The sequence below is a fragment of the Streptomyces sp. NPDC004629 genome (assembly GCF_042873595.1).
Taxonomy (GTDB): domain Bacteria; phylum Actinomycetota; class Actinomycetes; order Streptomycetales; family Streptomycetaceae; genus Streptomyces.
Window position 1 is genome coordinate 302,384 of the sequence record NZ_JBIALO010000002.1, and the last position, 13,092, is coordinate 315,475.

12 protein-coding genes and 1 pseudogene are annotated in these 13,092 nt (G+C 74.8%); 7 read left to right on the forward strand and 6 right to left on the reverse strand.

Features of this window, described 5'->3' with window-relative positions:
- Positions 1-111 precede the first annotated feature (111 nt).
- Positions 112-951 carry a pentapeptide repeat-containing protein gene (locus ACFYTE_RS04340; RefSeq protein ID WP_388704681.1) on the forward strand — a complete coding sequence of 280 codons (840 nt, stop codon included), beginning with the start codon at positions 112-114 and terminating at the stop codon, positions 949-951.
- A 271-nt stretch (positions 952-1,222) separates the two neighbouring features.
- A complete protein-coding gene (locus ACFYTE_RS04345) occupies positions 1,223-1,948 on the forward strand; it encodes a DUF2470 domain-containing protein (protein ID WP_388704683.1) in 726 nt (241 codons plus the stop codon).
- On the opposite strand, the gene ACFYTE_RS04350 is transcribed toward ACFYTE_RS04345, so the two are convergent.
- The 4 genes from ACFYTE_RS04350 to ACFYTE_RS04365 all read right to left on the reverse strand — a co-directional run bounded on the left by ACFYTE_RS04350 (position 1,916) and on the right by ACFYTE_RS04365 (position 6,716).
- Positions 1,916-3,115 carry a lactonase family protein gene (locus ACFYTE_RS04350; RefSeq protein ID WP_388704685.1) on the reverse strand — a complete coding sequence of 400 codons (1,200 nt, stop codon included), beginning with the start codon at positions 3,113-3,115 and terminating at the stop codon, positions 1,916-1,918. The genes ACFYTE_RS04345 and ACFYTE_RS04350 overlap by 33 nt on opposite strands.
- A gap of 417 nt (positions 3,116-3,532) precedes the next feature.
- Positions 3,533-4,588, reverse strand: a complete 1,056-nt coding sequence (locus ACFYTE_RS04355; protein WP_388704687.1) for a hypothetical protein — start codon at positions 4,586-4,588, stop codon at positions 3,533-3,535.
- Positions 4,589-4,640: 52 nt separating this feature from the next.
- Positions 4,641-5,897, reverse strand: a complete 1,257-nt coding sequence (locus ACFYTE_RS04360; protein WP_388704690.1) for an aromatic acid exporter family protein — start codon at positions 5,895-5,897, stop codon at positions 4,641-4,643.
- Positions 5,898-6,221: 324 nt separating this feature from the next.
- The gene (locus tag ACFYTE_RS04365; protein ID WP_388704692.1) at positions 6,222-6,716 is read right to left on the reverse strand and encodes an FBP domain-containing protein; all 495 of its coding nucleotides are present in this window, start codon (positions 6,714-6,716) and stop codon (positions 6,222-6,224) included.
- Positions 6,717-6,918: 202 nt separating this feature from the next.
- On the opposite strand from ACFYTE_RS04365, the gene ACFYTE_RS04370 reads away from it, so the two are divergent.
- The 4 genes from ACFYTE_RS04370 to ACFYTE_RS04385 all read left to right on the forward strand — a co-directional run bounded on the left by ACFYTE_RS04370 (position 6,919) and on the right by ACFYTE_RS04385 (position 11,035).
- Positions 6,919-8,061: a winged helix DNA-binding domain-containing protein gene (locus tag ACFYTE_RS04370; RefSeq protein WP_388704695.1), complete on the forward strand. Its 1,143-nt coding sequence runs from the start codon at positions 6,919-6,921 to the stop codon at positions 8,059-8,061.
- A gap of 84 nt (positions 8,062-8,145) precedes the next feature.
- Positions 8,146-9,126, forward strand: a complete 981-nt coding sequence (locus tag ACFYTE_RS04375; RefSeq protein WP_388704697.1) for a phosphotransferase family protein — start codon at positions 8,146-8,148, stop codon at positions 9,124-9,126.
- A gap of 109 nt (positions 9,127-9,235) precedes the next feature.
- On the forward strand, positions 9,236-10,525 hold the full coding sequence (locus ACFYTE_RS04380) for an ROK family protein (protein WP_388704700.1): 1,290 nt from the start codon (positions 9,236-9,238) through the stop codon (positions 10,523-10,525).
- Positions 10,526-10,792: 267 nt separating this feature from the next.
- Complete coding sequence (locus ACFYTE_RS04385; RefSeq protein WP_388705170.1) at positions 10,793-11,035, forward strand: hypothetical protein; 243 nt, start codon at positions 10,793-10,795, stop codon at positions 11,033-11,035.
- 149 nt (positions 11,036-11,184) lie between these two features.
- Here the strand turns inward: ACFYTE_RS04385 and ACFYTE_RS04390 are convergent.
- Both ACFYTE_RS04390 and ACFYTE_RS04395 read right to left on the reverse strand, forming a co-directional pair.
- Positions 11,185-11,373, reverse strand: a pseudogene (locus ACFYTE_RS04390) (oxidoreductase); the annotation flags it as partial.
- A gap of 290 nt (positions 11,374-11,663) precedes the next feature.
- Positions 11,664-12,713: a PHP domain-containing protein gene (locus ACFYTE_RS04395; RefSeq protein ID WP_388704702.1), complete on the reverse strand. Its 1,050-nt coding sequence runs from the start codon at positions 12,711-12,713 to the stop codon at positions 11,664-11,666.
- 129 nt (positions 12,714-12,842) lie between these two features.
- On the opposite strand from ACFYTE_RS04395, the gene ACFYTE_RS04400 reads away from it, so the two are divergent.
- Positions 12,843-13,088, forward strand: a complete 246-nt coding sequence (locus tag ACFYTE_RS04400) for a hypothetical protein (protein ID WP_388704704.1) — start codon at positions 12,843-12,845, stop codon at positions 13,086-13,088.
- The last annotated feature ends 4 nt before the right edge of the window (positions 13,089-13,092 follow it).

Sequence of the window (13,092 nt, forward strand, 5' to 3'; positions counted from 1 at the left end):
GGCGGGGCGGTCGGCGTTCGCCCGGCGGGGCGGCGGCGTTCGCACGGTGGTGGTGGTGGCGGCGTTCGCACGGTGGCGGCGGCGGACGAGCAGGACAGTAGGGTGAACGGTATGTCGGATGAGAGGGACCGCCGGTCGGCGTTGCGCGGTGACTGCGCCAACTGCTTCGGGCTGTGCTGCGTCGCCCTGCCCTTCGCCGCCTCGGCGGACTTCGCCCTCGACAAGCCCGCCGGCCGGCCCTGCCCCAACCTGCGGGGCGACAACCGCTGCGGCATCCACACCGAGCTGCGGTCCAAGGGCTTCGCGGGCTGCACGGTCTACGACTGCTTCGGCGCCGGGCAGAAGGTCTCGCAGATCACCTTCGGCGGGCGGGACTGGCGCACCGGCTCCGCCGAGCACGCCCGGAGCATGGCAGAGGTCTTCCCCCTCGTGCGGCAACTCCACGAACTGCTCTGGTACCTCGCCGAGGCGCTGGAGCTGCCCGCGGCCCGCCCGCTGCGTACCGAGTTGCGCGAGGCATGGCAGACCACCGAGCGGCTCACCCGGCAGACCCCCGAGGAACTGGCCGTCCTGGACGTGGCCGCCCACCGGCAGGGGGTCGACGTGCTGCTGCGGCGCGCCAGCGAGTCGGCGCGGTCGGCGATACCGGGCGCCCGCGGCAGGAAGAAGGACCGGCGCGGCGCGGACCTGGTCGGCGCCCGCCTCAAGGGGGCGGATCTGCGCGGCGCCGATCTGCGCGGGGCCTGGCTGATCGCCGCCGACCTGACGGGCGCGGATCTGCGCGGCGCCGACATGATCGGCGCCGATCTGCGCGACGCCGATCTCACGGGCGCCGATCTGACCGGCGTCATCTTCCTGACCCAGCCGCAGGCGGATGCGGCCCGCGGCGGCGTCGGTACGCGGTTGCCGGTGTCGGTCACCCGCCCCGCGCACTGGCCGACGCACGGCTGACCGCGGTCCCGGCCGGGGCGGTGCGTCGCTCCAGCCACAGGCGCAGGGCCGCGGTTGGGCGCGGATCTGCGTGATGCCGATCTGAGGGGCGTGCTCTTCTTGACCCAGCCGCAGGCGGATGCGGCCCGCGGCGGCGTCGGTACGCGGTTGCCGGTGTCGGTCACCCGCCCCGCGCACTGGCCGACGCACCGCTGACCTCCGCCCCAGGGCCTGGTTGGCGTACGCCTCGATCTCCGATAAGTTAGGCAAGCCTTACCTAAGGAGGTTCCGGATGGGTGACAGCCAGACCTGGACGGCCGGGCCCGGCACGGCCGAGCGGGCCCGCTCGGTGCTCGCCACGGCGTGGTCCTGCACGGTGACCGCGCAGGGCGGGCGCGAGGAACTCGTCGGGGCGCACACCGTGACCGACGACGGGCGGGTGATCCTGCATGTGCCCGTGGACAGCGCCCTGCCCACCGCGGCGATCTGCGCACCGCGCGGCGAGCCGTCCGCGGTGCTGGAGTTCGCCGACGTGGCGCCCGTTCCGCTGCGCAGCCGCATCCGCGCCCGGCTCTGGCTGGCCGGCTGGTTCGCCCCCGAGGACGGCCGACTTCTCTTCCGCGCCACCCGGGTGGTGCTGCGCCGCCCGTCCGGTGCCGAGGCCGTCGGCCTCGACGAGTTCGCCGCCGCCGCACCCGACCCGCTCGCCACCGCGGAGGCCCGGCTGCTCACCCACCTCGCCGACGCCCACCCCGATGCCGTGGAACGCCTCACCCGGCTCGTCCGGCCCGAGAGCCTGCACGCCGCGACCCGTGTCGTGCCGCTCGCACTGGACCGGCACGGACTCACACTGCGCATCGAGCGCACCCGCGCCCACGGCGACGTACGGCTGACGTTCCACCGGCCCGCCGACGACCTCGCCCAGCTCACCGAGCGCATCCACGTCCTGCTGGCGCAGGCGGCAACGGCCACCTGCCCCCGCGCCCTACAACGGCAGCGCGCAGACGGCGACCGGTGACGCGAACGGCTCGCCCGCGAGCCGCAGCCCGCCGTCGTCCGCGTCCACGTGGAAGACGCTCACCGTGCCGGAGCGCTGGTTCGCCGCGAACAGCAGCCGGCCGTCCGGCGAGAAGGCGATCTGCCGCGGGAAGTCACCGGCCACCGGCACGGTGTCCAGCAGCCGCAGCTTGGCGCCGTCCGCCTCCACGGCGTAGCGCGCCAGGCTGTTGTGGCCGCGGTTGGCGAGATAGGCGAACGCGCCGTCCGCCGTGACCAGGATCTGCGCCGGGTAGTTGGTGCCCGCACCGGACCCGGTGGACTGCGGCTCGCCGACCCGGAGCCGGCCGGTGTCCGCGTCGTACGCGCACACCACGACCGTGTCGTCCACCTCGTTGGCCAGGTACGCGAACCGGCCGCCCGGGTGGAAGGCGAGATGCCGCGGGCCGGCGCCCGGCCGGGTGTGCGCCCGGGCGACCTCGGTCAGCGTGCCCCGCGCCAGGTCCAGCCGGTAGCTGTACACGCTGTCGGTGCCCAGGTCGACCGCCAGGACATGACCGCCCTCGGGACCGGTGACGAACTGGTGCGCGTGCGGCCCCTGTTGCCCGGGGCCGGGCGGGCCGGAGTGGATGGCCAGCGCCGTGCGCTCGCCGAGGGCCCCCGAGGCGCCGATGGGATGCACGGCCACACTGCCCGAACCGTAGTTGGCGCTGAGCAGCCAGCGCCCGCTCGGATGCACGGACGCATGGCAGGGCGCCGCGCCGCCGGTGCCGCGGGAGCCGAGGATCCGCCGGTCGGCGAGGCGCACGGCGGTCACGGCGCCGTCCGTGCGCTCGTCGACCGCGTACAGGGTGCGGCCGTCCGGATGCGCGGCGAGGTAGGAAGGGTCGGCGACACCGGTCAGGGTGCCGGATCCGGTGACGGCGCCCGTCCCCGGGTCGTACCGGGCCAGGCCGATGCCGGTGCCGCCGCCCTCGGCCGAGGTGTAGGTGCCCAGGTACAGGGGGCGCGGGCCGGACGGTTCGGCCGGGCGCCGGGGCGCGGGGGACGACGCGGGCGCCGGCTGTCCGGGCTCGGCCCGCGGCGCAGCCGGTGCCGGCAGGGCCACCGCGGCGGCACCGCCCGCCATCGCCCCGACGAACCGGCGCCGGCTCCAGCCGCCGCCCGTTGCTCCCGCACCACTGCCCATGCCCGCACCTCAAGGAAGTCCGCTGCCCCGGTCGTGACAGCCACCATGGCCCGGACCGCCCCGCCGAAGCAAACGAGGCCATGCCCACGCACGCCCCACGGCAAGCACGGCCACCCCTCGGGCCGCCGCCGGGTGCCGCCGGGGACACGGGTCGGTCGGTGCCTCGGGAGACGGCGGCGACCCGAGGGTGGGCTTCATCGACGGACGGCCGCCGTTTCAGGAAGGCAGAGCCCCGCTCGTGGCCCGCGCCGCCGGTCGTGCCGGCGAGACCGCGCCGCGGTTACGACCGCCTGCGGGTCGGTGTCGGCTGGTGTGGGGCGTGGTGATCGCCTGCGAGTCGGTGCCGGCTGGAGTGGGGCGCGGTGGTGACCGTGTACGAGCCGCTGATCGGCCGGGTCGGTGTACGGCCAGGGGCTGTTACCACTCACCGTCCTCGACCGGGCGGCTCGGCGTGTCCTTCAGTGGTCTGACCTGGTCCTGGGCCGGCGCCTGCCAGGGGTCGAGATCGTCCCCGAGCCAGTCGCCGACCGGCTTGACCGCGCCCAGCGCGTCCGGCGCGGCGAGGTCCACCGCCTCCGTGTCGTAGTCGTCGTAGTCGTCGTAGTCGTCGTAGTAGTCGAACCAGGGCAGTCCCGCCCGGGTGTACGCCGCCCGGTCCACCGGCGAAGGCGGCGGCGCCTCGCCCGTGATGCGGCGCCACTGCGGAGGCGTCACCAGATGCACGAAGACCCGCCCGGCCGGCTCGTCCGCCCAGTCCCGCGCAGGCCGCTCGTCCCGGTAGACCTCCTGGCGCATCGAGCCGCCGACGCCGAGCCCCATGGCCGCCGCCGCGCGCGCCGGAGCGGCCGGCGCCGGTCCCGCGCCCGCGGCGGCGGCCATCGGCAGCGCCGCCCCGTACCCGCCGGCCGGCCCGGAGCGCCGCCGCAGCGTCCGCTGGTCCCGGCGCCAGGCCGCGAGCGGCTCCGGCTTCAGCGGGAACGACTGCAACTGCACCCCGCCCCACACCTCCTCGCCCGTGACCTGCCCCTCCACCGTCGCGCCCAGGCCCAGCGGCACGGCCACGAACTGGCGGACCGTCCCGCTGCCCGCGTTGATGCCATCCAGCCACGGCTGCCGGGGCAGCACCACATAGTTCTGCGGCTCGCGGGACAGCCGGTCGCGCCACGGCCGGCCCGAGACGGCGCACACCTTGCCCACCCCGACCTGGAGCGCGGCCGGCTCCGTCGAACCCGCGAAGTCCAGCCACATCGCCTCGCGCAGGTACACCGGCAGCATGACGCCGCCGCGCACCCGCCATCGCTCGGGCACCGTGTCCGGGTGATCGGCCACCAGCCGGAGCGGAAACTCGCCCAGTCCGGGCGGCAGCGGATGCGGGCCCGTCTCGGGCAGCCGCAGCGTGCGCACGAACCGCACCGCGACCCCGCCCGGCAGCCGCAGCGTGTTCCCGTCGATCCGTACGGCCGTGTCGGTCATGTGGACGCCCCCTCCGCCATCGGTACGCCGCGCCGCCTCGCCGGTGCGCACCTCACCGACGAGAACGTTCCCCGGTGTCCGTGTGGTTCCGGCGCAGCCGCTCCGGCACGCCCACCCGCTCCCGCACCCGGGACATCCAGGGCAGCCGGTCCCGCTGCTTGCCCGAGACCCGGTCCAGCTCCTCCAGCAGGCGGCGCGAACGGTGCTCGGTGTCCAGCTCGTCGATGATCCGGTTCACCTCGGTCAGGGCCGCGCCGAGCAGCTGCCAGCGCCGCGGGTCCCGCTCGGCCTCCTCCCGCAGCAGCAGGGCCACCTTGTCGCGGGTGCCCGCCGCCGTCTGCAGTTCGGCGGTCAGCCGCGCCTCGGCGGACTCGGCGCTGACGCTCAGATCGGTGGTCACCAGCACCGCGAAGCTGACCACCGCGTCGCCGACCTCGGACAGCAATTGCTCGACGGCGGCGCCCGCCTCCGGCGGGAACAGGGGGTGGGGGGCGCGTGACTTCGCCAGGTCGGTGAAGGTCCGGGCCAGCACCCGCAGCACGACCGTGCAGATCTCCAGCGTGTCCAGTCCCGTCCGCAGCACCACCCGGTGCAGCAGGCCCTCCCGCACGCGCGGATTGAGCCGCAGACTGTCCTCGGCCTGCCGCAGGTCGGCGTCCACCTCGACGATGTCGTGATCCAGCCGGCGCGCCTCGTACAGCCGCTCGGCGGCCAGCTCCCACGGGACGCGCCCCGCGGCCTCTTCGCCCAGCCGCAGCATCAGCTGCCGCACCCGCCGGGCCAGCCCTTCGATCGACTCCCCGGCCTCGTCCACCCACACCGGGGGAGCGAACACCAGGTTGCAGGCGAGCCCGACGGCCGCGCCGATCAGTGTCTCCACCACCCGGGCCCAGGCCGTGTTGCCGACCGTGGTCACGCCGAGCACCAGCATGGCGCTGATCGCCACCTCGGGTACGTACTCGTCGACCCGCACCAGGCGCCCGACGGCCAGCGCGGCCACGATCAGCAGGGCCAGGCTCCACCAGGTCAGCCCGACCAGCAGGCTGAAGGCGATGGCGACGAGGACGCCCGCCACCACGGCGTTCACCCGGCGGATGCCGTTGGTGAGCGTGGCGTACAGCGTGACCTGGACGACCAGCAGGGCGGTCAGCGGCGCGGTGAGCGGCGCGGGCTCCGGGCTCAGCCGCAGCGCGACGACGTACGCGATCGTCGCCGCGCCGGCCGACCGCAGCGTCTGGACGACGACGGGGTCACGGCGCCGCTTCACGAACCGCTTCGGGCCCGCGGTCCACTTCCGTACGTCTGGCATGCCTTGGGCTGTTCCCCGACCGCGCCCCCGCCGAACGTACTCCGCCCTGGTCCGGCGGCATCCACAAGGTCCTCCGCGCGGCGACAGGCGGCAGTGTGGCGATGTCGCTTGTGGGCGGTGGTGGCCGTGGCCGTGGGGTGGGGGTGGTCTCGTGGGGTCAGATGTAGTCCTCGTCGAGGGCCGCGAACGGGTTTCCGGCGCGAGGGCCGTCGAGCGTGCCGGTCGTGTTCCGGGGCATCCTCCTCCGCGCGGCGACAGGCGGCAGTGTGGCGATGTCGCGTGTGGGCGGGGTGGCCGGGGACGCCGGTGTGGTCCCCGTGTGGGTCAGGCGTGGAGCTTGTCGAGGAAGGCGAGCAGGTTGCCCGTCGTGCGGGCGATCTGTTCGTCCTGCGTGAGGCTCTCCTCGAAGCGCCGGCCGGACTCGGGCACCTTCCTGCCGCGCACATACAGCGAACACGCCAGGTCCGTGCACATGTACACGCCGACCGAGTTGCCCTCGCGGCCCGCCGCCCCCGCCTTGCGGGCCGTCATCAGCGAGACACCGCCCCCACGGTGGGTCGTCAGGCACACCGAGCACATGCTCTGGTGCAGAAAACCGCGCTGCGCGGCCGGGAAGCGCAGCGCGACACCGACCGGCCGGCCCTCCCGCTCGGCCACGAGATAGCTGCGGTCGGGCGCCCCGGGGTCGCGCCAGCCGAGGAAGTCCAGATCGTCCCACGGCCGTTCCCCGAGGTCGCGGGGGACCGCCAGCCGCTTGGCCTCGCCCTTCGAGCAGTTGACGAACGAGGCGCGGATGTCCTGTTCGGTGAGCGATCTCATAGGGGGTCCTTGGGGTCCTTCCGGAGGTACGACGGAACCCGGAGCCAGAAACCCAATGACTCCAGGTCTGCGGGCAGCCTAGGCAGCCACGACGAGCGGGAGCCAGCGGATTTCCGGCGCACCGCCCGGCGCGGGCGCGCGGCACACCCCCCGCCCGCCGCGGGTGGCGGTCGCGGCGGCGGTCACGACACAATCCCCAGCCATGCAGATCACCGAGCGCGAACTCAACCGGGCCACCCTGTCCCGCCAACTGCTGCTGGGCAGGGAATCGCTCGGCGTCGACGACGCCGTCCGCCGGGTGGTCGCCCTCCAGGCACAGCACCCCGCCTCCCCCTATGTCGCGCTGTGGAACCGGATCGGCGGCTTCGACCCCGCCGACCTGGACGCCGCCTTCGCCGACCGCGCCCTGGTCAAGGCCACCTTGATGCGCATCACGCTGCACGCGGTGCACGCCGACGAGCACCGGGCGTTCCGCGAGGCGATGCAGCAGACCCTGTACGCCTCCCGTCTCGGCTACCGTTTCGCGGCGGCCGGGCTCACCCCCGCGGACGCGCACGACCTTCTGCCCCATCTGCTGGAGTTCACCGAGCGGACGCGTACGACAGACGAGTTGAAGGCGTGGCTGGAGCAGCGGCTCGGCCCGGAGAAGGCGGCCGGCGCCTGGTGGGGGCTCAAGGCGTATGCGCCGCTGCTGCACGTGGCCACCGGCGGACCGTGGTCGTTCGGCCACCGGTCGTCGTTCGTCGCCGCGCCCATGGGCCCGCCGCCCACGACCCGGGACGCGGTGCCGGCCGCGCTCCAGGCCCTGGTGCTGCGCTGTCTGGCCGGGTTCGGACCGGCGTCGGTGGCGGACATCGCGCAGTTCTCCATGGTGCAACGGTCCCTCGTGCGGGGGGCGTTGAGCGCCCTCGACGGCTCGGTCGAGCGGCTGGCCGGGCCCGGCGGCACCATCCTGTTCGACGTACCCGGCGCCCCGCGCCCGCCCGCGGACACCCCGGCCCCGCCCCGGCTGCTGGGCATGTGGGACAGCATCCTGCTCGCCTACGCGGACCGCAGCCGGATCATCCCGCCCGCATACCGGCGGCTGGTGATCCGCGTCAACGGCGACGTGCTGCCCACGCTGCTGGTCGACGGCCGGGTGGCCGGTGTGTGGCGCGCCGTCGACGGCGGCATCGAGGCCACGGCCTTCGCGGACCTGCCGTCCGCCGCCTGGGACGGTCTCGCCGATGAGGCCCGCTCGCTCGGCGCGCTGCTGGCCGCCCGCGACCCGCGCGCCTACGGCCGTTACGACCACTGGTGGGCCAAGCTCCCCGACGGCGCGGCGCGGCGCCTGCTGCCGGGCTGACCGCCCGCCCCCGACCGCCGGTCCGTACCCTGGAGCGGGGCCGCCGCCCGACGAGGCGGCGGGACAGGGGAGGGGCGGTACACGATGGAGGACTCCTGGGCGCGGGCCCGGCGTGCACTGGCCGAGGCGGGCATCGCACCGGACCGGCTCACCGCGGTGCGTCCGCTCGGCGGCGGCACCTACAACACCGTGGAGGAACTTCGGCTCGCCGGCGGCGAACGCCATGTGCTGAAGGTCGCGCCGACCGCCCCGGGGCTGCGCTACGAGGTCCGGCTCCTCGACGCCGAGGCCGCGTTCTGCCGCGCCGCGGAGGCCGCCGGGGTGCCGGCGCCGCGCGCCGTGGCCCTCGGCGCCGGTGCCGAGGGGGCGTGGCTGCTGCTGACCGCCTGCCCCGGCGAGCCCTGGGACGGCTCCCTGAGCGAGCGTGAACGGACCTCGCTGCGCACCGAGTTGGGCCGCCATGTGGCCCGGCTGCACCGGGTGACCGGGCCCGGTGGGTATGGCTACCCGTCCGGCGCACTCGGCCCGCTCGCCGCCGACTGGCGGACCGCGTTCACCACGATGTTCGACGCCGTCCTCGACGACGCCCGCCGCTACCGGGCCCGGCTGCCCCGGCCCGTCGAGGAGGTGGCGGATACGGCGCGGGCCGCCTACGACGCGCTGGACGAGGTCACCGCGGCCCGCCCGGTCCACTTCGACCTGTGGCAGGGCAACGTCCTGGTGGACCGCTCGGCGGGGTCGGCCCGGATCGGCGGACTCATCGACGGCGAGCGGATGTTCTGGGGCGATCCGCTGGCCGATTTCGTCTCCCTGGCCCTGCTCGGGGACATCAGGAAGGAGGAGGCGTTCCTCGCGGGCTACCGGGAGGCCGGGGGCCATGCCGCGTTCGACACCGCGGCCTGTCTGCGGCTCGCCCTCTACCGCAGCTACCTCTACCTGATCATGCTGACCGAGACCGTGCCGCGGGCGGCGGGCCCGGAACACGACCGCTGGGTGCGCGAGACGGTCGGCCCGGAACTCGTCGCCGCGCTGGACGAGATCGCCGAGCTGGCTCCCGGCTCTTAGCTCACAACGTGAACTAAGGATTGAAGGAATCTCGCGCCGGGCCCGTGCGCAGAGGTATGTTGCAGGTCGGGCAGGGTGCCGAGGGAGCAGCAGGAGCCGAAGGAGCCGTATGGCGGGTCGGAACGGGCGCACGGTACGCGACCTCAGACGGGGCAACCGCGCCGCCGTGCTGCAACGGCTGTACTTCGACGGACCCCTCAGTCGGTTCGAGCTGGGCCCGGCGACCGGCCTCAGCTCCGGCTCGGTCAGCAACGTCGTCGCGGACCTGATCGCCGACGGCCTGGTCGAGGAGGCCGGCAGCGTCGACTCCGACGGCGGCCGGCCGCGCACCCTGCTGCGCGTCGCCCCGCACAGCGGACACATGATCGGCGTCGACGTCGGCGAGACCCGGGTCCGGGTCGAGCTGTTCGACCTGGCCCTCACCGAACTGGCCCGGGTGGAACGCCCGCTGGCCCAGCAGCGGTACGACGTCGACGTCATCGTCGGCCACATCCAGGGCGGCGTCGCCGAGGTGCTCGCCGCCGCCGCAACGGAACCCGACCGGCTGCTCGGCGTCGGCGTCGGTGTCCCCGGCATCGTCGAGCGCACCGCCGACCGGGGCGCCGTCGTGCACGGCCAGACGATCGGCTGGGACGCCGTACCGCTGGAGGCACTGCTCCGCTCCGGCTCCCAACTCCCCGACACCGTGCCGTACTTCATCGACAACGGCGCCAAGACCCTGGGCCAGGCCGAGATGTGGTTCGGCGCCGGTCGCGGCGCCCGCAACGCGGTCGTGGTCCTCTTCGGCTCCGGCGTCGGCGCCTGCCTCGTCACCCCGGAGGTGGAGCACGGCAGGGCCGTCGAGTGGGGGCATCTGACGGTGCGGGTCCGCGGCCGGCGCTGCCGCTGCGGGGCGCTCGGCTGCCTGGAGGCGTACGCGGGCGCGGAATCCCTGCTCTCCCGCTGGCGCGAGGAGGGCGGGCGCCCGCCCGCGGAGACCGACGAGGAGACCGCGCTCACCGCGATGCTGGCCGCCGCCTACCCGCCCGAGGGTGGCACCGCCGACCCGGTGGCGCTCGCCGTTCTGGAGGAGACCGCGGAGTACCTGGGCGCCGGCCTGTCCGACCTGATCAACCTCTTCCAGCCCGAACGGATCCTGATCGGCGGCTGGGCCGGGCTCCAACTCGGCTCCCGCTTCCTGCCCGCCGTACGCCGGCACGCGACCACGTACGCGCTGCGCCATCCGGCCGAGAAGGTGACGATCGACCTGGGCCGGCTCGGCCCCGACGCGGTCACCGTGGGCGCCGCGATCCTGCCCCTGGCGGACTTCTTCGGCCGTGGCGGACACCGCGCGCGGCCCGCGGCCGAGGACCGCCTGCCGCCCTGGCGCGCAGCACTGGAGGAGCGCGCGCCCCGCTGACGGGAGTCCTCGCCCTGCTCGTCGTTCCTGGGGCGTGGGCGTCGCGATTCTGCCTGTGGCGGACTTTTTCGGCCGTGGCGGGCATCGTGTGCGGCCCGTGGTCGCGGACCGCCTGCCGCCCTGGCGCGCCTCGCTGACCATGCGCCCTGGCTCGGTACCGCCGACGGGAGTCCTCGCCCTGCTCGCCGGCATCCGCGTGCTGCGCGTTTCGGGGGCGTGCCGCGTGGTACCCGCTCCTGGCTCGATCGCACGCGAGGGGAGCGCATGATGGCCGGACAGCGCCGTGGCGAGCCCGCCGAGGGCGGTGCGCCCGTCCCCCGTGACCTGCCGGACCAGCAGGCCGGCGCCGGGAACGACCGGTGGGAGGCCGCACCGCGGAACCCGGCCGACACCGACGACGATGTCGACGATGTGCCCGACACCGACGAGGCCGGCACGGGACGCGGCGACACGCCGTTCTCGGGGACGGTGCACCCCGAGCACCCGGTACCGGAGGAGCCCTCCGACTGACCGGCGGCGGTCCGGGCACGGGCCCGCGTCCGGTGCGCCGGAGACCGCGCGGTCCGCCAGGAGGGCCTAGGCGAAGACGTTCACGCCCGTCAGCTCGGCGGACAGGGCCCACAGTCGGGCCGCCTGCTCCGGTCGCGGCCAGCGCCTCGCGGGCGACGGCGGGGCGCCGGGCGGGCCCCGGCGCCGGTCAGCGCGCGGGTGGTCTCCAGACCGAGGCCGGAGTAGCCGCCGGTGACGACGGCGAGCCGCCCGGTGAGGTCGATGCCCGCCAGGATCTCGTCCGCCGTGCTGGCGGCGCCGAAGCCCGAACCGATCTTGTGCTGTGCGGTAGCACTCATGTCCGGAACGCTACGAATTCGAGCGCTCTCGAAGTCAACGCAGATGCGCGCGGCCCGGACAGGGGGAAGCCCCGACCGCGACGGGGGAATCACGGCCGGGGCGGCCAAGGGGTGGGCACGCACGGCGGTCGCCTCTCGGCGAAAGGCTCCACAGGGCTTCAGCCGAACGATCGTCCCTGTGGGCGGAAGATGAGGCCCGGGGACACTGTCCCGTGCGCACCCACGGTCTGTTCAACGGGCAACGACCCCCTGATGTTCCGGGCGCAGGCCGCCCGCCATCGTGATGCGCGTCACTCCGGCGAAGTACGTTCCGCCGCGCGCCGCGGGATCCGGCCCTCCCGGGTCCAGGCCAGCAGCTGCGCGGCGGACCACGTGGTCACCACCCGCTCGGCGGGCACCCCGCACTCCTCGGCCCGCGCGCAGCCGAGGACCTGCCAGTCGAGCTGGCCGGGGGCGTGCGCGTCGGTGTCGATCGAGAACAGCACGCCCGCCTCCACGGCCGCGCGCAGCAGCCGGCGGGGCGGGTCCAGCCGCTCCGGGCGGCTGTTGATCTCCACGGCGGTGCCCGACTCGGCGCACGCGGCGAACACCGCGTCCGCGTCGAACCGGGACTCCGGCCGGCCCTGTTCGCCCCGCAGCCGCCCGGTGCAGTGGCCGAGCACATCGGCGTGCGGACTGCGCACGGCGGCGACCATCCGGCGGGTCATGGCGCGGGCGTCCATCCGCAGCTTGGAGTGCACGGACACCACCACCACGTCCAGCAGCTCAAGCAGCTCCGGCTCCTGGTCAAGCGAACCGTCCTCCAGGATGTCGCACTCGATGCCGGTGAGCAGCCGGAACGGGGCCCAGTCCGCGTTCAGCGCGGCCACCGCGGCCAACTGCTCCCGCAGCCGCTGCGGCGACAGCCCGCGGGCCACGGTCAGCCGGGGCGAATGGTCGGTCAGCACCGCCCACTCGTGCCCGAGCCGGGCCGCCGTGCGCCCCATCTCCTCGATCGTGCTGCCGCCGTCCGACCAGTCGGAGTGCAGATGACAGTCCCCGCGCTGCGCCTGTCGCAGCCGCCGGCCGCCCTCGGTGAGGGGAGCGCCGGCCTCGTCCTCCAGGGCGCGCAGATAGCCGGGCACCTCACCGGCCAGTGCCTCCCGCACCACCTGGGCGGTCTTCGGGCCGACGCCCTTCAGCGACTCCAGGCTCCCGGCGGCGGCACGCTCGGCGACCTCGGCCGAGGGCAGGGCGGCCAGCACCCGCGCGGCGGTGCGGAAGGCGCGCACGCGGTACGTCGGCGCCAGGGACCGCTCCAGCAGGAAGGCGATCCGGTCCAGCGACTCCAGGGGATCCATCGCCACCTCCACGTCAAGGGTTGCCCAGGCGTGGCGGCGCCGCACGACGGCCCACGGGCGTCGTGCGGCGCACGGCGATCAAACGGATGTATCGCCCATATCGGTTATCTGCGAATTAGGCTCGATGACATGACCGAGATAGCGAGCCCGCACATCTCCAGACCGCGGATCCTGGTCCACGGGGTGATGCGGGGCAGGCCGGGCAACCCGCCGTTCCGCATCATGGAGGTCGACGGCCGGGTGGTCGGTGCGGCACGGACCGTGACCGACGTCCTGGAGGTCGCCGCCGCGTACGGCATCACCGTCCACGACCTGGACGACCCGGATGTGGTCCGCTGGGTCGGCGGCGACAAGTTCACCTGGACGCCGCACTGAGGCC